Source organism: Anaplasma phagocytophilum str. Webster (assembly GCF_000964685.1).
GTDB classification, from domain to species: Bacteria; Pseudomonadota; Alphaproteobacteria; order Rickettsiales; family Anaplasmataceae; genus Anaplasma; species Anaplasma phagocytophilum.
The window spans coordinates 586,299-605,768 of record NZ_LANS01000001.1 but is presented as its reverse complement, the minus strand read 5'-3'; the positions used below and the strand labels follow the sequence as shown (position 1 = coordinate 605,768).

The 19,470-nt window shown below is 42.3% G+C and carries 14 protein-coding genes, 2 tRNA genes and 2 pseudogenes; 3 read left to right on the top strand and 15 right to left on the bottom strand.

All coding sequences use genetic code 11. The features are described from left to right. Nucleotides 1-123 precede the first annotated feature (123 nt). From APHWEB_RS02535 to APHWEB_RS02515, 5 genes are all read right to left on the bottom strand, one after another. A complete protein-coding gene (locus APHWEB_RS02535) occupies nucleotides 124-1,839 on the bottom strand; it encodes a cation:proton antiporter domain-containing protein (protein ID WP_011451326.1) in 1,716 nt (571 codons plus the stop codon). A gap of 11 nt (nucleotides 1,840-1,850) precedes the next feature. Next, nucleotides 1,851-2,423, bottom strand: coding sequence for a thioredoxin family protein (locus tag APHWEB_RS02530; protein ID WP_011451327.1), 573 nt, complete (start codon nucleotides 2,421-2,423; stop codon nucleotides 1,851-1,853). A 400-nt stretch (nucleotides 2,424-2,823) separates the two neighbouring features. After that, on the bottom strand, nucleotides 2,824-3,267 hold the full coding sequence (locus tag APHWEB_RS02525; RefSeq protein WP_011451328.1) for a CopD family protein: 444 nt from the start codon (nucleotides 3,265-3,267) through the stop codon (nucleotides 2,824-2,826). Nucleotides 3,268-3,652: 385 nt separating this feature from the next. After that, a complete protein-coding gene (locus APHWEB_RS02520; RefSeq protein WP_020849495.1) occupies nucleotides 3,653-4,651 on the bottom strand; it encodes a pyruvate dehydrogenase complex E1 component subunit beta in 999 nt (332 codons plus the stop codon). A gap of 490 nt (nucleotides 4,652-5,141) precedes the next feature. Further along, a tRNA-Leu gene (locus tag APHWEB_RS02515) sits at nucleotides 5,142-5,225 on the bottom strand. A gap of 94 nt (nucleotides 5,226-5,319) precedes the next feature. Between APHWEB_RS02515 and APHWEB_RS02510 the strand changes: the two genes are divergently transcribed. After that, nucleotides 5,320-6,741 carry a metallopeptidase TldD-related protein gene (locus APHWEB_RS02510; RefSeq protein ID WP_011451330.1) on the top strand — a complete coding sequence of 474 codons (1,422 nt, stop codon included), beginning with the start codon at nucleotides 5,320-5,322 and terminating at the stop codon, nucleotides 6,739-6,741. Between the two features lie 269 nt (nucleotides 6,742-7,010). Here the strand turns inward: APHWEB_RS02510 and APHWEB_RS02505 are convergent, their stop codons facing one another. The 6 genes and pseudogenes from APHWEB_RS02505 to APHWEB_RS02480 all read right to left on the bottom strand — a co-directional run bounded on the left by APHWEB_RS02505 (nucleotide 7,011) and on the right by APHWEB_RS02480 (nucleotide 12,678). Beyond that, nucleotides 7,011-8,168 carry a P44/Msp2 family outer membrane protein gene (locus APHWEB_RS02505; protein ID WP_230474290.1) on the bottom strand — a complete coding sequence of 386 codons (1,158 nt, stop codon included), beginning with the start codon at nucleotides 8,166-8,168 and terminating at the stop codon, nucleotides 7,011-7,013. A gap of 96 nt (nucleotides 8,169-8,264) precedes the next feature. Then, a pseudogene (locus tag APHWEB_RS02500) lies at nucleotides 8,265-9,371 on the bottom strand (P44/Msp2 family outer membrane protein); the annotation flags it as partial. Nucleotides 9,372-9,744: 373 nt separating this feature from the next. Next, nucleotides 9,745-10,791 (bottom strand): GTP cyclohydrolase II, encoded by a 1,047-nt coding sequence (locus APHWEB_RS02495; RefSeq protein ID WP_230597222.1) that lies wholly within the window; start codon nucleotides 10,789-10,791, stop codon nucleotides 9,745-9,747. Nucleotides 10,792-10,852: 61 nt separating this feature from the next. Then, nucleotides 10,853-10,940 (bottom strand) — tRNA-Leu (locus APHWEB_RS02490). A gap of 107 nt (nucleotides 10,941-11,047) precedes the next feature. Next, a complete protein-coding gene (locus tag APHWEB_RS02485) occupies nucleotides 11,048-12,109 on the bottom strand; it encodes a methyltransferase (RefSeq protein ID WP_020849160.1) in 1,062 nt (353 codons plus the stop codon). Nucleotides 12,110-12,150: 41 nt separating this feature from the next. Further along, nucleotides 12,151-12,678, bottom strand: a complete 528-nt coding sequence (locus APHWEB_RS02480) for a hypothetical protein (RefSeq protein WP_020849161.1) — start codon at nucleotides 12,676-12,678, stop codon at nucleotides 12,151-12,153. A gap of 945 nt (nucleotides 12,679-13,623) precedes the next feature. Between APHWEB_RS02480 and APHWEB_RS02475 the strand changes: the two genes are divergently transcribed. Beyond that, entirely contained in the window at nucleotides 13,624-14,430 is an 807-nt protein-coding gene (locus APHWEB_RS02475; RefSeq protein WP_226988818.1) for a GTP cyclohydrolase II, read from the top strand. Nucleotides 14,431-14,913: 483 nt separating this feature from the next. On the opposite strand, the gene APHWEB_RS02470 is transcribed toward APHWEB_RS02475, so the two are convergent. Continuing rightward, nucleotides 14,914-15,339, bottom strand: coding sequence for a hypothetical protein (locus APHWEB_RS02470; protein WP_011451336.1), 426 nt, complete (start codon nucleotides 15,337-15,339; stop codon nucleotides 14,914-14,916). Nucleotides 15,340-15,822: 483 nt separating this feature from the next. Here APHWEB_RS02470 and APHWEB_RS02465 point away from each other — a divergent pair, with 483 nt between their 5' ends. Continuing rightward, nucleotides 15,823-16,977 carry a phosphoglycerate kinase gene (locus APHWEB_RS02465; RefSeq protein WP_011451337.1) on the top strand — a complete coding sequence of 385 codons (1,155 nt, stop codon included), beginning with the start codon at nucleotides 15,823-15,825 and terminating at the stop codon, nucleotides 16,975-16,977. Nucleotides 16,978-17,045: 68 nt separating this feature from the next. Here the strand turns inward: APHWEB_RS02465 and xseA are convergent, their stop codons facing one another. The 3 genes and pseudogenes from xseA to APHWEB_RS07140 form a co-directional block, all read right to left on the bottom strand. Next, entirely contained in the window at nucleotides 17,046-18,242 is a 1,197-nt protein-coding gene (gene xseA / locus APHWEB_RS02460) for an exodeoxyribonuclease VII large subunit (RefSeq protein ID WP_011451338.1), read from the bottom strand. Further along, nucleotides 18,211-18,714: a hypothetical protein gene (locus APHWEB_RS02455; RefSeq protein WP_226988847.1), complete on the bottom strand. Its 504-nt coding sequence runs from the start codon at nucleotides 18,712-18,714 to the stop codon at nucleotides 18,211-18,213. Before APHWEB_RS02455 ends, xseA begins: the two co-directional genes overlap by 32 nt. Nucleotides 18,715-18,732: 18 nt before the next feature. Next, nucleotides 18,733-18,828: pseudogene (locus APHWEB_RS07140) on the bottom strand (zinc-ribbon domain-containing protein); the annotation flags it as partial. Nucleotides 18,829-19,470: the final 642 nt, after the last annotated feature.

Below are 19,470 nucleotides of genomic sequence, written 5' to 3'. Positions count from 1 at the left end.
CCTAGGGGAAGTGCAATCAAAATACAACGCTGTACAAACGCTTCCCTACAGTACAGACATTACCTAAGCACCAAAACTAAATTAATAGCAATGCTTGCCCCTAGTGTATAGCAGAAGGCATATCTATCGGACGTCATCCGAGCTTTCTTTTTTCACCGGACGCTGATAATCTTCCATACGAAAAGCATTCTGCAAAGATAAAATCGCGTTATCACTGAACCCACTGATACTAAGAGCTATACCACCCAGCTGCAAACCTGCTTCATAGGTTTCAGGAATCAAATAATGAGCCCCCAGCTTTTTATACATGTCAGCATTACTTAAATCCGGTATACGCACCGCAATTATCGTATCAGGGAAGTTTTTAGCAACAAGCGCTATCACCTTCTTCGCCGTGACCTCATTATTTATCGCAATAGCAATCGCAGTAGCACGAGAAGCCCCCATAGCGGTAAGCACCTCTAACTTCGTGAGATCTCCTAAGTATACAGGAAACCCCTCCTTCCTCCCCTCAGTAACAACACTTGGCTGAATATCAGAGGCTATATAGTTAACATGTTCTGCCATCAAAACCTTAGCTACAAGGCGACCTACCCTACCAAATCCAACCACTATCACGTGCTGATCTAAATCGCTAGTATCTAACACCAGCGCCGAAGAAGTGTAAGAAACCTTGTTCTTTGTCAGAAATCCAGATATCCAATTCCCTAGAGTAGCTAGAAGAGGCGTAAATGCCATCGTAACCGTAGTGGCCATCATCAGCACTTGCGCGAGATCATGTGACAACACGCTCTTTTCGGCAGCCAACCCAAATAATATGAAAGAAAACTCACCACCCTGTGAAAGCAATAGACCCGCCTGTAAACCCGCAGACAACGAGAAGCGAAAACATCTACACAGGACGCAAACAATAAATGACTTCAATAGCATCAAAGAAAGCGACAAAGCCGCAACAACAGGTAGCTTGCTCAACAGCAGTTCCGTATCTATAGACATGCCCACAGTCATGAAGAACAGACCCAAGAGCAACTTCTTGAATGGTAATACAACCTGCTCTACGTCGTAGCGGTACTCCGTTTCCGCAACCAGCAAACCAGATACAAAAGCCCCAAGCGCCATAGAGAGATTAAAATTCTCAGTAACGAAAGCAGCTCCCAACACTATAAGTAGCGTAGAGGCAATAAATACCTCATTACTCTTCATAGCAGCTATAGTGCCGAACAATGGCCTCAACAACAGCCTTCCCGTAACAAATATAAGAGCAAGTGCTACCCCAGCCTTCAGGAAAGCAATAAATAAGGACCCCACGAGACTATTAGACTCGCCCGCCAGCAACGGTAGCAACACTATCAAAGGCACAACAGCGAAGTCTTGCAATAGCAGCACAGCTATGGACAATCTACCAACCTGCGAGGATTGCATACCCTTCTCCTGCAATACCTGCAACACAATAGCAGTGGAAGAAAGCGCAAGTGCACCCCCAATAACCACAGAGCTCTCGGAATCAACACCAAGCCCACGCGCCACGCACCATATCAACGTGGCCGTAACTATTACCTGCAATGTCCCAAAACCAAAGACATGCATTCGCATGGCCGACAGTCGCTCAAAGGTTAACTCTATCCCTATCAAAAATAGAAGAAATACAACCCCAAACTCAGCTAAACTATTGATAATAGACGAAGATTCAACTAGTTGCAGCCCATGCGTACCAATAGCAGCTCCCGCAACAAAATATCCAAGCACAGGACTGATACGCAACTTCCAGAACAGCACCACCACCACTACCGCAGCAGCTAATAGCACTATGACATCCAACAGATAACTAGAATGGTGCATAGAAGAACAAACTAACTTAAAATATCATCAACGCAACGCCACTTTATGGAACACCCAATACTAGGCTTCTGATTTTCAGGCACACCACCCGTAGTAGCGATAAACTTTACGGCCTCATACAACTCACTAGCGCCCAATGCCCCCTCTACGGCCTTTTGATCATCAAAACGCCCACGGTAACATAGTTGCAAATCTCTATTAAAGCAGAAAAAATCAGGCGTACACACGGCCCCGTAGCTACGAGCCACGTCTTGTGTTTCATCTATGAGATAGTGAAACGGAAAGCCATGCTCAGCAGCAAAACTCACCATCTTGTCGTAAGAGTCCTCAGGATATGCAACTGTATCATTTGGCATAATCGCGACAGCCCGGACATCATGCTTTTCCATGAGTTCTTTAACATCAACAACAAGACGCTTTATAATCGCCTTTACATACGGACAGTGGTTGCACAAGAACATCACCAACAATGCTGCTCCTCCCTTCAGGGCATCTAGCCCGTAAAAATTACCGTCTACAGACCTAAGGGAAAAATCACGCGCAACAAATTTCTCATCTAATGTTGGTGTACTAACAGCCGCCATGAAGCATCAACCCGGAAACAAGAATGTTGTACATTCTAAGCTTTCGCGCAGCTAAAAGTCAAACAGTTTTACTGCAGGCATACTGTTCTACTTTAGCCATAGCAGCGCAGAAATTGCAACGCAGTACCTAGTATACACGGTGCCAATTTACAATGTCTTACCGAATCCTACCAACATGTTGAAGCCTCAAGACCATCACAAGATCTAACATACTCTGAGCACCGTAATCTTAAGATGCACAAAGCTTAGTAACTTGCATAGGAACAAAGCCTCAGTAGCACAAAATTTACAATGTATTCACCAAGCGTACAGTAGAATCCCAATAACTCCCGGACTCAACACTTCCTAGCACGTTACTTTATCAGGGTCATCAGCAAACCTAAGACACGCATCGTACGCATCAACGAAATGGCTTAACCACTGCCATAATTATTATACCGATGAGCAAAACTGTGACTATTTCATTAAGCACTCGAAAGAAAAAACTAGAATGCACCCGTATATCCAACGAGAAATCCTTCCTATACTTCACGAAAAGACAGTGCATGTATATCATACAGACCAGCAATACGGACTTGATTCTAAACCACACAAACAAATGAGCATCGCTTGTAACAGCAAGGATAAGCCCTAAAAGTATAGCAGTCGCCATGGCTGGATTCATTATGTAGAACAATAACCTACGTTCCATAGTCGCGAGCAGAGCACTGGTCTCAGAACCAGGTTTCGTATTTGCGTGGTAAACAAACAACCTAGGAAGATAAAGCATGCCCGCCATCCACATAACTACTGAAATTACATGAAATGCTTCCAACCACCTATGGAGCTCCCGAGACAAAAGCATAACACACCGGTAATGATTAAAAAATTATCAATATGTTAGCAATTATGTATTCTCGACGCAATAAAACTACAATTTTTCCAGAGTTTAGTTCTCTATGTAAATGGCTATAGTAAAGGATTTCACTACTAAATAGCTAGTTGTACTTTTCGTATCGTGTACAATTTCCACTACAACAATTTAGAGGTGTAGGAGACTGATGAGAAAGCCTCACCCTAAAGAATTTTTCAGTAGCAACCATAGAAAAATACATCAATCAGACGAAGGAGACACATGCCTTGTAAGCATCTGGAGCTCGCGTATCCCCGACCCAATTAACGAAACAAAAGACCAAATAAAAAGATAATGCACCCCCACCGCAGAGCAAGCCTCTATTGTGCCAGCACAACTAAGCTATAGAATAATTACACACCTTATGCACTGCTGAGACTATATCTTCCACGCCAGGGAGGGCGAGACTTTCCAAATTGGCTGCATAAGGTAACGGAACATCTTTGGCAGTTACCCTCGTGACAGGTGCATCAAGATCATCAAAGGCACATTCATCTATCAACGCTGTAATCTCTGCTCCCACACCACAAAACGGCCATCCCTCTTCAACAGTAACGACACGATTCGTCTTTTTGACAGACTTTAAAATAGCCTCAGTATCCAGAGGACGCAATGTCCTAAGATCTATAACCTCCGCACTGATATTGTCCTTCAACAGAATCTCAGCAGCCTCAAGAGCATACTTCAACTGTAAAGAGAATGTTATAATCGTTACATCTTTACCTTCTCTCACAATTGCCGCTTTACCAAGCTCAACCAAACTATCTTTGCTCAACTGCTCTTCTGTCACCTCGTGCGAGTGTCCGTACGCAATCTCATTTTCTAGAAACATTACAGGATTTGGATCGCGTATTGCAGATTTCAATAACCCCTTACAATCCGCAGCAAAATATGGAGCAACAACCTTTATACCAGGCACGTGTGAATACCACGATGCAAAACACTGGGAGTGTTGAGCTGCAACACCTGCTGCAGCACCATTAGGCCCACGGAAGACTATAGGACAACCTAGCTGCCCCCCTGACATGTAATTTGTTTTCGCAGCGGAATTAACTATCTGGTCCATAGCCTGCATAGAGAAATTAAAGCTCATAAACTCTACTATAGGCTTTAATCCGCAAAAAGCCGCCCCTACGGCCAATCCAGTAAAACCGTGTTCACTAATAGGAGTATCGACAACCCTTTGTGGCCCAAAGCGCTCTAAAAGCCCCTGACTTATTTTGTACGCACCTTGGTATTCTCCAACTTCTTCCCCCATAAGAAAAACACTCTGGTCACGCTCCATCTCCTCTTCCATAGCCAAGCGTAATGCTTCCCTTACAGTTATAACTTCCATATATCCCCAGAGGTAAAAACTGCAGCGCTCATCTTATTTTAAAAGGAGCAAGAATGCAAATACATTTGCTCTCGCACACTCTCACGTAAAGGAGTAATAAAGCAGGCTTACCGCATAGCTGCAACTTCTGTATTCGTGATTTAGCTCATTGATATTACGCAGCCATACTTCCCATACCTGTTTATAGAGTTCAGTAGTATTAGAACTTGGTGCTGCGGTCTATTTGCGACAAGACGTTCACTATTAAGTCATGAACATGTGATGAAACTACATCAAACATAAAGAATATATGAAAACAATACGTTTTCTCCCGCCCTGGACGACGCTATGAACCCGAGCAAATCCCAAAAAGCACATTTACTATATACATCCAGTGTATGCACCATGTACAGATCACGTCTGGCAGATGAATAGAAAACACTACATGAGCATTTGCACATTCGTAATGGTATTGGGCCTTTAGAGAAGGCTGATCTAAAAATACCTGGAGTGCCCGAAAGAAGACTCGAACTTCCACAACCGTAAGGTTACTAGCACCTGAAGCTAGCGCGTCTACCAATTCCGCCATTCGGACCAACTATACTGCGGGCGACACAGGTCCCCGAATTCAGTTGATTATTAAGGTTCACCAAGTATATTTGTGAAGTTATATACAAAAAAGAGCCAGAATGGAAGAATTCGATGTCGATAAAGTATTTTATGCGAGGGCTGATAGAAATAAATTAAAAACTTTAGTTACAGACACACTGCTTTGTATGGATGGCGGTGAGTTATTCTTGGAATTTTGTCATTCTGAATCTCTGAGTATCGAAAATGGAATCATAAAAAACGCAGATTTCAGTTTTCGCAAAGGTTTTGGATTTCGTGCATTTCGTGACGGTGTGGCCTCTTTGGTGTGTTCATCGGAAATTAGCGATTCTGAAATTCAAAAGGCTGCGTCGTTGCTAAAACACATTGGGCAAGGAAGCGTTGATGTAGTACAGCTCTGTCAATCCGGTAGTAGGCGACTTTACCCTACAGAGAGTCCTGTGGGTGAAATTCCATTTGCGAGTAAGGTACAGATCCTGCAAGACATCGATGCATATTTGCGTGGCGCTAATCCACACGTAGTGCAAGTAAAGGTTTCTATTAGTACACAGTGGCAAGTTGTGCAAATCATCAGGAATGACGGTAACACTGTTGGAGATATGCGTCCTTTGGTGAGATTAGACATATATGTGCTTGTAGAAAAAGGTGGCCGAAAAGAGCATGGTCGAGGAGGGCACGGTGGTAGGGCTTTGTGTTCTGAGTTTATTACGGAAGATCAGTGGAAAAAGATCGCAGATGGAGCCTTACGCCAAGCTATGACTAATATGGAAGCTGTAGCAGCCCCCGCAGGAGAGATTACAGTTGTTCTAGGCCCAGGTTTTCCTGGAGTACTACTTCATGAGGCTGTTGGGCATGGTTTGGAAAGCGACTTCAATCGCAAGAAGGTTTCTGCATTTTCTGATGCCATAGGAACGAGAGTAGCCGCAGCAGGAATTACGGTGGTAGATGATGGCACAATGCAGGGTCGCAGAGGGTCGTTAAACATCGACGATGAGGGCACAGTTTCGGGATATAATGTGCTAATTGAGGACGGTATTCTTGTCTCATACATGCACGACAATATGAATGCAAAGTTGATGGGTGTTACTTCCACAGGAAACGGTCGCAGGGAGAGCTATAAAAGCATGGTGATACCGCGCATGACGAATACATACATGCTTCCGGGAACGTATACTCCAAACGACATAATTTCCAGCGTTAAGCGGGGCATATATGCTGCAGATTTTGGTGGTGGGCAGGTTGATATAACATCTGGACAATTTGTCTTCTCTGCATCTGAAAGCTACCTAATAGAAAATGGTAAAATTGGCAGTCCGTTGAAGGGAGCAACACTCGTGGGCAGTGGTCCTGAAATTTTGAAAAAAGTTTCCATGGTTGGGAATGATTTGGCACTTGACCCCGGCATTGGAACCTGCTCAAAAGACGGACAAAGCATTCCGGTATGTGTGGGGCAACCCACTCTGAAGATTGACTCTATTACAGTTGGTGGAACTGCTATGTAATTTTGCAATTACCCACCAATCTTACTTAAAGAACGTTAATAAACGCCACTGGGAGGCTTATAGAGTAGTAGTAACCGGTGGTGCTGAATAGGAGTTATGCGTGCTCTAGTTACATGCTAGGAGCTTGACTGGAGCATTCCCAGCGGGATAATGATAACCTCTAGAAGATCAATTGTATGGGTCGGCAATTCTAGAGAGTGCATAATGCTTTCTCAAGCTGTCTGTCCGATTGATGGAGAAATGTTCAAGGCGAGAGAAGATTATTTTCCTTATTGCTTTTGAGATTTACACTGTAGTTGAGCCGGGAGATCATCATAAACACCATCTCCCACAACACGATGGTAGAAACCCCCAGCAAAAGCCGAGATTTCAGGAGAGAGCTGATAACTCAAGCCAGCCTTTAATCTATAAGCAAGCTTAGGAGTGATATGCCCATCAACAACGCCCACGAAGTTACCTCCAAGACCGACACAAGCGTAAGGAACAACGCCTAGACCTTCACTAAGAAGATCATAACAAGCATTGACCATTACAGAAGTAGAAGAAACCGCCCTAATCTCAACAACCTCACCCCCTTCAATAGTTTTAGCTAGTAACCCTGCTACTATGGTTTTTTCGTCATGATTAAGAGCTACGAGGTCTTTAGCTACAGTAGCAGAGGCATCTTTAGTGTACGGTGTACTACTAGTGTCGTTTCCATTCAGTGTCGTGTCGCTAGTGCCATTATTAATTTTAGGCCACTTTTCAGCACCTTTATCACCTAAAGCCGCTGTTAAACTCTGTTCCAAGCTTCCACTCTGCTTATCTATGCTATCACATGAACCTGCTTTGCTACTAGACAGGCCTTTGCTGCCGCCACTAGCCTTACCCCTATTACAAATCTTCCCATCGATAGCGGAGTTAGTAATTTTAACAGCATTGGCAAACTGAACGATATCTTTTCCAGAGGTCTTGGCAAGAGCAGCAGCAAGGTTATCAGTCTGTCCAGTAACAACATCATAAGCTAACTCCTTAGCTAGTAGATATACTGTATCAGCTTCATCTTCCTTACTACCACTATCTCTAATACCCTTGGTCTTGAAGCGCTCGTAACCAATCTCAAGCTCAACCCTGGCACCACCAATACCATAACCAACACTGCCTTCCATAGCTACAAGCATGTTGTCCTTAAACCCAATCCGAGGATCAGGAGTGTTCCAGTCAAACTTGTGTGACTCTAGCTTTACACTCTTTCCATCCTTTAAGTATGGATATACTGCCTTAGTCTCTCCGTTACTCTCCCTTATACTAAAATCTCTTATCTTGCTAAACGCTGGACTGTAATCCAAACCAACATAGAAATATCCCGCACCACCAGTCTCCAAAGCGCTAACGTCATCATGAGCCCTGACATCATTCCCAGCCATGACTATAGCCATAGACATCATTACGCTTCCTAAAAATAGCTTACTTCTAGATCTCATATACTAACTCCCTAATAGAAGCGGGGTAAGTTTGACTTACCCCGCTTCCAACAAACCACCTTAAAAAGCAAACCTAACACCAAATTCCCCACCGACATAAGCCATGGAGAAGTTAGCAACAGCAGTATCCTTAGTACGGCCCGCCGGACTAGTATCATCTACAAGACGTTGAGCTGGCAGATCATCATAAACACCATCTCCCACAACACGATGGTAGAAACCCCCAGCAAAAGCAGAGATTTCAGGAGAGAGCTGATAACTCAAGCCAGCCTTTAATCTATAAGCAAGCTTAGGAGTGATATGCCCATCAACAACGCCCACGAAGTTACCTCCGAGACCGACACAAGCGTAAGGAACAACGCCTAAACCTTCACTAAGAAGATCATAACAAGCATTAACCATCACAGAAGTAGAAGAAACCGCCCTAATCTCAACAACCTCACCACCTTCAATAGTTTTAGCTAGTAACCCTGCTACTATGGTTTTTTCTTCAGAAGTGAGCTTTGTTAGGTCTTTAGCTACCGCTTCGGCATTGTCGTTTTTAGTATCAGAAGGCGTCCCGCCAGTTTTAGTCGATGTAGGCCAGTTCTTACTACCATCTCCTTTTAGCGTTGCCTTAACAAAGTGCCTCAAAACCTCCTTAGTCGTATTACTCGTTCCGGTTCCGTTAGCTGCTCCCCCACATATGGCCGTCTCATCCGCGTTGCTTGTCCCGGTTTCTTCAGCGTATTTCCCGTACTTAGACTTGTTCGAACTTTCCTTTGTCACACAAACCTTCCCATCAATACCGGAATGAGAAATCTCCACTGCCTTAGCAAACTGAACAATATCCTTACCGGAGGTCTTGGCAAGAGCAGCGGTAAGCTTATCAGTCTGCCCAGTAACAACATCATAAGCTAACTCCTTAGCTAATAGATATACTGTATCAGCTTCATCTTCCTTACTACCACTATCTCTAATACCCTTGGTCTTGAAGCGCTCGTAACCAATCTCAAGCTCAACCCTGGCACCACCAATACCATAACCAACACTGCCTTCCATAGCTACAAGCATGTTGTCCTTAAACCCAATCCGAGGATCAGGTGTGTTCCAGTCAAACTTGTGTGACTCTAGCTTTACACTCTTTCCATCCTTTAAGTATGGATATACTGCCTTAGTCTCTCTGTTATACCCCTACATCTAATAATAGAATCCGAGATAACCTATCTACAAAATTCCAAATTTATCTAAAATAAAGCCATGGATAGCCAGCAATAAAGAACCTTGGGTCCCGATTGTAGATGCTTATAAAGTTCATAGCGCACCCTGAAGTTAACAACTAACATCACGTGCTACGTACATGCAAAAATGCAGGGATTGCTGGGTATAGACAAAAGAAGTAAAGCATGTTCCGTACTACTAATTGTTACGCTAATTTTTCATTAAGTATAATGAGCTCTCCCATCGACAATCTAGGTCTTGTCGGCGCTACATGGAATTCAGCCTGCCTTGAGCCATCATCATCTTGTACATAAGGCATTATGGAGATCTGCCGTCGATCCTAGTTTGTATGCCCCAAACGGGTCTGCTTGGTTTTAATATAATTTCCGTTATATTCGTTGATCTCCATGTGAAAAGGGATAGTTTTCGTCACATCAAATCCATACTTACCTATCTCCTGCACTTTGTGAGGATTATTGGTTAGCAACTGGAGACTCGATACTCCCAGGTTCCTTAAAATCATGGCTGCAGGTAAGAATATGCGTTCATCGTCATCAAATCCTAGAAACCTGTTAGCATCCACTGTATCTAGGGAATTCTGCATCTGCAAACTGTATGCCCTGATTTTGTTAGCAAGACCAATTCCGCGACCTTCTTGAGAAATGTAAAGAATGATACCCCCAGCCTGTTCAGCCAAAAGCTTTACTGCTGTGAGTAACTGACTGCGACAGTCACACGATAGACTCCCCAATAGGTCTCCTGTGTAACACGAAGAGTGCAGCCTCACTACAATGTTTTCAATTGCTGGCTCACCTATAACTATTGCGTAATGTTCTGGCTCACCAATTTTAGACCGATACACTATGATCTTTGATTTAAGTGAATCCTGGAGATATAGATCAGATCGACACACTTCTTGTAAGACGTACTCCTGTGTGTAGTCTGTTAGCGCCTTTCCGGCTAAATGCAATATTCCATTACATTTGCACCAATCGTACATCTCTTCTATGTTCCCAAATCCCATATCTATCACTAGCGCTGATGGTAGCAATTTTGCCATCTTTACTAGGTCTATTGCTAGACTATCTAGTGGACTCAAGCTCTCTTCGACAGGTACACTACGTGTCTCTTCTGGTAAACCACTCATAAGAGTTCTTATATCTGCGAGTGACAGGGTGTTAGCTCCTACTCGTGATAACTTATCGTTCGTTGTTACATACGATGCTCGCTGTGCCGTGAGGAGGATATATACATTGTCTGAAAAAGACTTGAACACGGCAAGAGATGGCTCCTCTAATAACTCGCTAGCGAAAACCAACAAATATTTATCATCTTCGTGGAGAATAACTGGAGCACAACGCCGTATTTCATTTACAGCTCGACTCAATAAATTGTTCCCCAAACCAAAAAAATTGCCAATTGGGCCAAACATTTTGAGACTCATGAAATGGTGCGGTTAAGAAGACTTGAACTTCCAAGGCTGATATAGCCACAGCGACCTCAACGCTGCGTGTCTACCATTTCCACCATAACCGCACAGAATATACCTGATCATGATAATGAAAAGGTAAATTACTTGTCAATAAAGTCTACAGAATAAGCTCCATATAGGCGCCCAAGTTGAATGTATAAGCACCCTCACATTACTCTTCTGTGTCCTTAGATATTGCAAAGAGCAATCCCTGTACCTTATCTCCATAAATCTCACAGCGATTCATGTAACTTAAGCGAAATCCTGTTGCCGCTACAGTTTGTGATATGTAACTGGATGAGTGGCAGAAGAAGTCCCCTTCCTTGATGAACTGATAACCGCTTGAACCAGCTTCTCGCACCAATCCTATCACCATTCCTGTGGAACTAAGAGCCTTACTCACTAAAGTGAGTATTTCTTTCAAATCCCCAAAGTAGTGAAGCACTTCCGTCATGATGATTACGTCAAACTCCTCCGTATTATCACGCAGAAACTCATGCATACCTATACATACAAGTGCATTATATGCTCGCTTGCCATAGACAAAACATTGCCGCGCTATGTCGAGCATTCTTCTTGATATATCAACCCCAGTTAAGTGACTGCCTATATCACGCATTTTGAGAAATTGGCCACATACCCCTGTTCCGCAACCTAAATCTAAAATTCGTATATCTGACAGCCTATCATCAAAAAAATTCATCACAAGAGAGCGTACATGCTCATGCCCTCGGTAATTCTTAGATATAAGCCAATGCTCAACGAAATACTCACTGGTGTAGTTAAAATACTGCTTAACCACATTTTCTGGAACTTCTGTAATTGACTCTGGGCTAAGCACTTTGTTTAAGTAGTAACGTGCCTCCTTATGATTACCATCAAGAGAAAGCGCCTTCTTAAAACTTACTATAGCACTATCAAAACGCTTAAGCACTAAGTGACATCTTCCAATGTTGTAGTGCACTTCAGGTAAACGAGGACGCACCAAGCTAATCAACCAAAAACGCGTTTTGGCATCAGATATGCTCCCACGGTAAAAATGATATAGTCCTAGATCTATATTTGTGGCAAGTAAATTGCCGGTTTTATCTCGTATTGCCGAAGTATTTTCTCTGACTGAAAGACATCCTTGCTTCATCAGTCTAAATATCTCTTCAACACCAGGAATAGCAGCAGAAATCTTCGATAATATAGACCCCATTCCTCTACTACAACAAGCAAAAATATTCCTCATAGCTTACCATAGTCAAAAAACTTTTCGCAGACCCATCTGTACTATCTTAACTGCTTCCTAGGACAAAAACTACCTAGAGGTAACATCTCGGCAGCTGACATGCTAGATACTTTTTGGAGCCACATAATACTCCCCACCACACGGTTACGTACTTCCTCATCATTACTTATGGAAGAGACGTTACCTTTCGGTAATACAACATGAGCATCACGCTCACGAGTAGAAGGAAACACCCTACGATGCATAGCAAACGCTACCCACATAACCACAGCAGCAAAACTTTTGTATCTCGACACAGAAGCCACAAGACAAGCAAGTATAACCACCTGTAACAACAAAAAAAGAAACATCACTAGGCAGCACAGCATAGAAACAGAAACCCCAACAAACGGTGAGCCCGTATTCCATCCTCTAAGCTCATCCTCGTCTACGCAAACCATACCAACCATACATGCAAGCAAAGCAATCCTGCAAGCCGTAATAAAACTACGATAGACCATTAGCAACATTACCGCACTGCTGTACATCAGAAGCATACGCATAATACACAATCCACCACACACTACCACGCAATAATAACTCATTCATTACGAGTAGTAACCCAAAACTTAGCAGACGAAGCACTAGTCAAGCTTAAGCCTCGACACGGTAGCAGCTCACCGTTTACTTTGTATTAACTACTGTTTACGTGGTGCTACTCTTCCCTATAAAGACAAACCCCCCCTACCTTGTAGCACAACCGTTACAACTTTTCGAGAGAATACACTCTATATACTCACAATTTTGAAGAATAATTTCACTTACTTCATATAGGAGCGTTCTTCCTATCGAATATGGTCGATTGTTTTTCCCAGTTTGCAGATATTCTCATTGTTTAGAAGATGGCGCGTGAGATATAAGCAATCCAAGTTTATAAGCACACTATAAAACACCGCTTCCATAAGAGGTTTACTTAATAGAACACATGTACATGTGTAATGCTTTGACAAAAACTGTTGTTAACTTCAATGAAATCCCAATTTTATATTACGAGAGTATCCATGAATGATTTTCACGTTGGTTGTGCCTAAAATTATAAGATGCACTACATCAAGTGTAACTAAACTTCTCGTTTGTGGATGGAAACGCTATGGTATGTTTCACTCCAGTGCTACCATGAAGGAGATTCCTTCATGTATTACGCGTTCTGGAAACATTCACGCTACGTTGCAATCTCAAATGTGAAAATACAGTATAAGACCTAGTAACATAGCTACCACTTACACGATGCAAATATCTATTTAGCAACACAGTTTCCAAGAAGGACCTTGGCAGACAATTGTGTTCAGTTTTTCAGGATATACGTTTGTGAGAGTGCATATAGATGGCGCATCACTTTGGAAACTCTTCCACTGATTTATATAACCTCTTTATATATCCTCCTCACGGCACAGCGAGCATCGTATGTAACAACGAACGATAAGTTATCACGAGTAGGAGCTAACACCCTGTCACTCGCAGATATAAGAACTCTTATGAGTGGTTTACCAGAAGAGACACGTAGTGTACCTGTCGAAGAGAGCTTGAGTCCACTAGATAGTCTAGCAATAGACCTAGTAAAGATGGCAAAATTGCTACCATCAGCGCTAGTGATAGATATGGGATTTGGGAACATAGAAGAGATGTACGATTGGTGCAAATGTAATGGAATATTGCATTTAGCCGGAAAGGCGCTAACAGACTACACACAGGAGTACGTCTTACAAGAAGTGTGTCGATCTGATCTATATCTCCAGGATTCACTTAAATCAAAGATCATAGTGTATCGGTCTAAAATTGGTGAGCCAGAACATTACGCAATAGTTATAGGTGAGCCAGCAATTGAAAACATTGTAGTGAGGCTGCACTCTTCGTGTTACACAGGAGACCTATTGGGGAGTCTATCGTGTGACTGTCGCAGTCAGTTACTCACAGCAGTAAAGCTTTTGGCTGAACAGGCTGGGGGTATCATTCTTTACATTTCTCAAGAAGGTCGCGGAATTGGTCTTGCTAACAAAATCAGGGCATACAGTTTGCAGATGCAGAATTCCCTAGATACAGTGGATGCTAACAGGTTTCTAGGATTTGATGACGATGAACGCATATTCTTACCTGCAGCCATGATTTTAAGGAACCTGGGAGTATCGAGTCTCCAGTTGCTAACCAATAATCCTCACAAAGTGCAGGAGATAGGTAAGTATGGATTTGATGTGACGAAAACTATCCCTTTTCACATGGAGATCAACGAATATAACGGAAATTATATTAAAACCAAGCAGACCCGTTTGGGGCATACAAACTAGGATCGACGGCGGATCTTGCGTAGTTCTCCTCCGCATTGTTGAAGCGAGATGGAATGGTTAGCATTTCTACGAGCAAGCTGTACTGCTCTATCATGTTGGCAACTAATAAGTGCACAGTTACGCCAGAACTATGAGTTTGCTGCTGGGCACTGTACCAGTGAACAAGAGGATGTAATTCCTATCAGCAGTGGTTTGAATTGTGTTCTCTTTCTAGCAACTTCAAACAAAAACTACCTGCTTGAAGCCGCATCACCGATCCACTAGGTACCTATCTCCTGACTGATTCTCGTAGAGTAACAAGTGAGCAAATATATCGTGAGATTTACCACTTGTAACATCTGAAGCTTTTTGACTCTCCCATAGTAAAATGCTAGCACAATACTTGTACTAAAGACCATGAAATTGTCATATCTGCTAGTGCTGTCTGTGTGAGGAAATGTAGCTCTAAACCAAGAACGGCGATGATGGAAAAACTGTAATATTCTAGATGCTGAATGAGCTTCTCAATAATTTTGCAGCTTCATCAAATTCTTCATAGAAGCTTTTCTTTAGGCTTTCTGGCAGGATAATACCCAGCACACTTTCGAAGTGTTTAGACAAATCTTGTAGGCGTGAAGAGTAATTTTTCTTCTTACTTGCAAACTTTCCAAAAGATATACCGTCCAGTATTTCTATGCTGACGGCTTTGTTCAACAATACACAGTCTACCGATAGGTTAATTCTTAGTAACACATTCCTAATGGGTTCAGTATCAAAAGCAAGAACACCGTTTACACCATATATCTTCAAGGAGTATAAGCAGGATACGCGGGATAAACTACGGCTGCCGTATTTTTTGTGTTTGACTACCTCCCACTGTATTCCCGAAGGCCCGGTACTTCCCTGTGTGGCATCAGGCACTTGCTCCATACAATCCTCCCTGTAACACTAGCAGTGCTGAATTATACATGCTGCATAGTTAAATAATGAATAATGGTGAAATTAGACGGCATTTGTTCTAGTTTCTGGTGTAACTCAGATAACTATTTGATAACAATATAAGAAACTCCATTAAGTATGAAACCCCATTTCTTGTAAGGAAATGTTACCCATATTGGTAACATGCACGAATCAAAACGGCGATTGCACAAATTGTCATCGCATTAGAAAGAAAGGGTTAAAGTTTGAGCATAAATACAACCTCGTAGCGTCGCGATCATACGTGACAAATGCAGTTTAACACCACATGGCCAAAAGTATCTCCAGAATCACTTAATTTTCTGCAGCGTTTATGTTGCTATGTACGTATAGTTATTGCTTGTATCGTATACTACACGTGTGTAAACTTCTGCGGTGAGGCATTAATGTGCCTATATCACGTTTTTTTCAAAACTTGGGAGATGATTTTTGCGTATGGGAGATATCCGGGATTTACCAGTAATAGATGCTGCTAATATAAGCAACAGTCGGGTTCTGTTGCGTGTTGACCTCAATGTTCCCATTAGCAATGGAGAGGTTCATGATAAAACCAGAATAGAGAGGATTGCACCTACAGTTGAGTTTCTGGTAAAGGCTAAGGCAAAGGTTGTTATGATTTCCCACCTTGGAAGACCTAAGGCACAAGAAGAGGAGTTTTCTCTAAAGCAGGTAGTAGATGTTGTAAGCAAAGTCTTAGGAGTTGAAATTACTTTCATTCCCGATATTACCAGAGAAGAAGTTGATAGCGTGATAGATTCCCTACCTTGGGGCTCTGTAGTTTTGCTGGAAAACCTTAGATTTTTTACTGGTGAAGTAGAGAACGATTTAGGGTTTGCCGGGCAGCTCGCATCTCTGGCAGACATGTATGTTAATGATGCGTTTTCTTGCTCCCATAGAAAGCATGCTTCCGTAGATGCCATTATGAATCTACTGCCATCATTTGCGGGGTTCAATCTACAAGAAGAACTAAATTACTTAGATGGTATCGTGAGTGAAAGCCCCGGGGCTGCCATAATAGGTGGAGCGAAAACTTCTGTAAAGATACCTATGCTCCGAAATTTCGCAAGCAGGCTAGATTTTCTAATATTGGGAGGAAGTTTATCCACCACGTTTCTAGATGCCATGGGATTCAAGGTTGGAAATTCGTTTTTTGAGAAAAATGTTGAAGAAGCCTTGGCAGTTATAGAAGCTGCGAAAGAGAGTGGTTGTAAGATCATATTACCTGTAGATCACGCAGTCGCGCAAAACCTAGAAGGTCCAGTTACGGTAAAAGATAATAACGATGTAACAATGGAAGACTCAATATTTGATATTGGGGAGAAAACTTCCCGCATCATAGAAGAAACCATCAGGAAGTGTAAAACCATATTTTGGAATGGGCCATTAGGTGTTTTCGAGCATGAGTCTTTTAAGGGAGGAACTGAGAGATTAACCAAAGCACTCGTATCTTGCCATAAGGAAAACGGAGCTAAAACTATCATAGGGGGCGGCGATAGTATATTCGCTATGCGATCGTTTGGTTATTGTGAACAAGATTTTTCATATGTCTCTACTGGCGGAGGAGCACTTCTGCACTTCCTTGCATTGTAGAGGTAGTACACGTATTTTTAGCACTACGTAAAGGGAATCGAGACCGGAGAGAACGAAGAAAAGTTGGTTCATATGATGATAGCGCGGCGTTTACCATCCTTGAGCTCTATGGTTATTGTGTCATTAGTCGAAAGAGCTTCTACGGAGCTTATCTGCTTTTCGTGTTCATCGCGTACTATAGCATAACCAACACTCAAGATATGTTTGCTGTCATAGTAGGAAAGTCTCTGCATCAAACTTTCTAGGTATTGTCTTTTCCTTAGTAAGGAAACCTGCAGAAGGTATCGGATTTTTTGCTGATATTCCAAAGCAACTCTACTTTTTTGTAGTAGACTATTTTTCTTCTCTGTTAGAATACCGTGTAGCCTCAACAGGCGATATTCTTGCATTTTCACTATTCGCTCAAAGGAGATTTTAGTGCGAACAAATTTTTCGTTTATGCTAGCAACTAGTTTACTTTTTTCCGGCAACACCAGCTCCACAGCAGCTGTTGGAGTCGAAGCACGCAAGTCTGCTGCGTAGTCTATTATTGTAAAATCTGTTTCATGCCCTATGGCTGAGACAATAGGGATTTTGGATGCCGCAACAGTTCTAGCTAGTTCTTCATCATTAAACGGCCATAAGTCTTCGAAGCTTCCTCCACCTCTCGCCACAATTATCACATGGGGAGGGTCTGCAAAGCTATTAAATCCCTTAATGGCCTCAATAACCATGGCGCTGGCTCTATCTCCTTGCACTTGTACAGGCCATACAACAACATTGCTCGGGAATCTTTGCTTTACTCGACTTATAATATCGCTAATAACGGCACCTGTAGGAGAAGTTATCACTCCTATCTTTGTCGGTAAAAACGGAAGCTTTTTCTTCCGTGCAGGGCTAAAAAGCCCTTCGAGTTCCAGCTTTTTCTTCAGTTCTGCAAGCATGGCAGCCAATTTCCCATAACCTGCCAATGTCATATCGGTTACAATCAACTGATACTTTGATTGGTACACGCTTAAATAACCGGTACACACTACTTCCAATCCATCGCAAAACTGTACCTTGAGCCTTGTGCCGTTCCAACATACGGCGTTGATTACAGAGTTGCTGTCCTTTAGCGTAAAGTATACGTGTCCCGAATTGGGTCTAGATAAGCCACTAATTTCCCCTCTAACTTTTATGCTATAGAACGTTTCCTGCATGAATCTTTGCAGCACACCCGTAATTTCTGTTACGGTAAACTCCGGTATATCGTTAGAAAAAGATCTCAAAAGCGTTACCTGCACGAACCTGAACTGTATTTGCTGAACTGGGCACTCCCTCAATGACCCTTTCGAAATGCATACCTGTCTTGCTTTTTATCACATTGTACTTATCTACTTCTATTTTTTTTGAGAATACACTTTTTTGGTTCTCATCATAGAAAGTAAAGCGCACATCAGGCACAAATCGTTCCTTGTCCGCGTTATTTATTATGATCCACCTGACTCTCACTTGCATGGTACCATCACCATGCACTTCTAATACTTCCACCCCGGAGCTACGCAACTTAATGTCAGAAGTGTCATAGATCTCGGTTAAGCGATAAATCTTTCTAAAGGTGTATGAGAAACGATCTTGAAAGGAGGACGAAAAGAAGAACAAAAGGGGAAATAAAATTATCATTTGTATCAAAGTCTTCCCCCAAAAGAACTTCTCTACCCGTTCTTTTTTACCACCAGGCGGACCTTTAGAAGGTATACTCACATTTTCTGGCATAAAAAGCCACGTGTGGTGACAGTGAGAACACTTTACCTCTTTCCCTTTCTTAGGAATTCTTGCACCCGCTACGCTATACACAGCACTGCAATTTGTGCAAACGACCCTAATCATATTAGTATGCAGGAGAAAAACAGGTTCTGTTATACCGTATTTTCTATTACATGTCCAGATTGAGGTATTTACTGGAAGCCAAATAGTGGACGATTTTAGATATTCTCTTTGTGCTCTACGCTTCCAACATCAATTTAAATTAGAAGTCGGAAAAGGAATTATTAAAAGGGAGGTTAACGATTTTCATAACCCTGAAACATCTGTTTTTCGAATACAGAACATAACAGAGAGCAAAAATCCCATCTTGCAAATACGCTTAGCAAGCAATCTAACCTGTTCTGTGTTTAATGATGGTATTGAACGCATTACAAGTTCACAAGCTGTCTTGCAGTTTCAAAAGTACTGCTAAGGAGCTCAAAAAGCTGCAAACCAAATCTCGATACCGCGGTTATTATTGGACGTAAGCTATTATTAGGAAGCGTAATGATGTCTATGGCTATAGTCATGGCTGGGAATGATGTCAGGGCTCATGATGACGTTAGCGCTTTGGAGACTGGTGGTGCGATCTTGCGACAATGACCTCTTAGTCTTTATGCTACATACTTTATTTCTTAGTGCTTTTATAGCTTGCTTTGGGCACAAGTATAGTAGTTATGTATCCTATTAAGTAGTTATTAACAGCAGTTATGCAACTGAAGATAT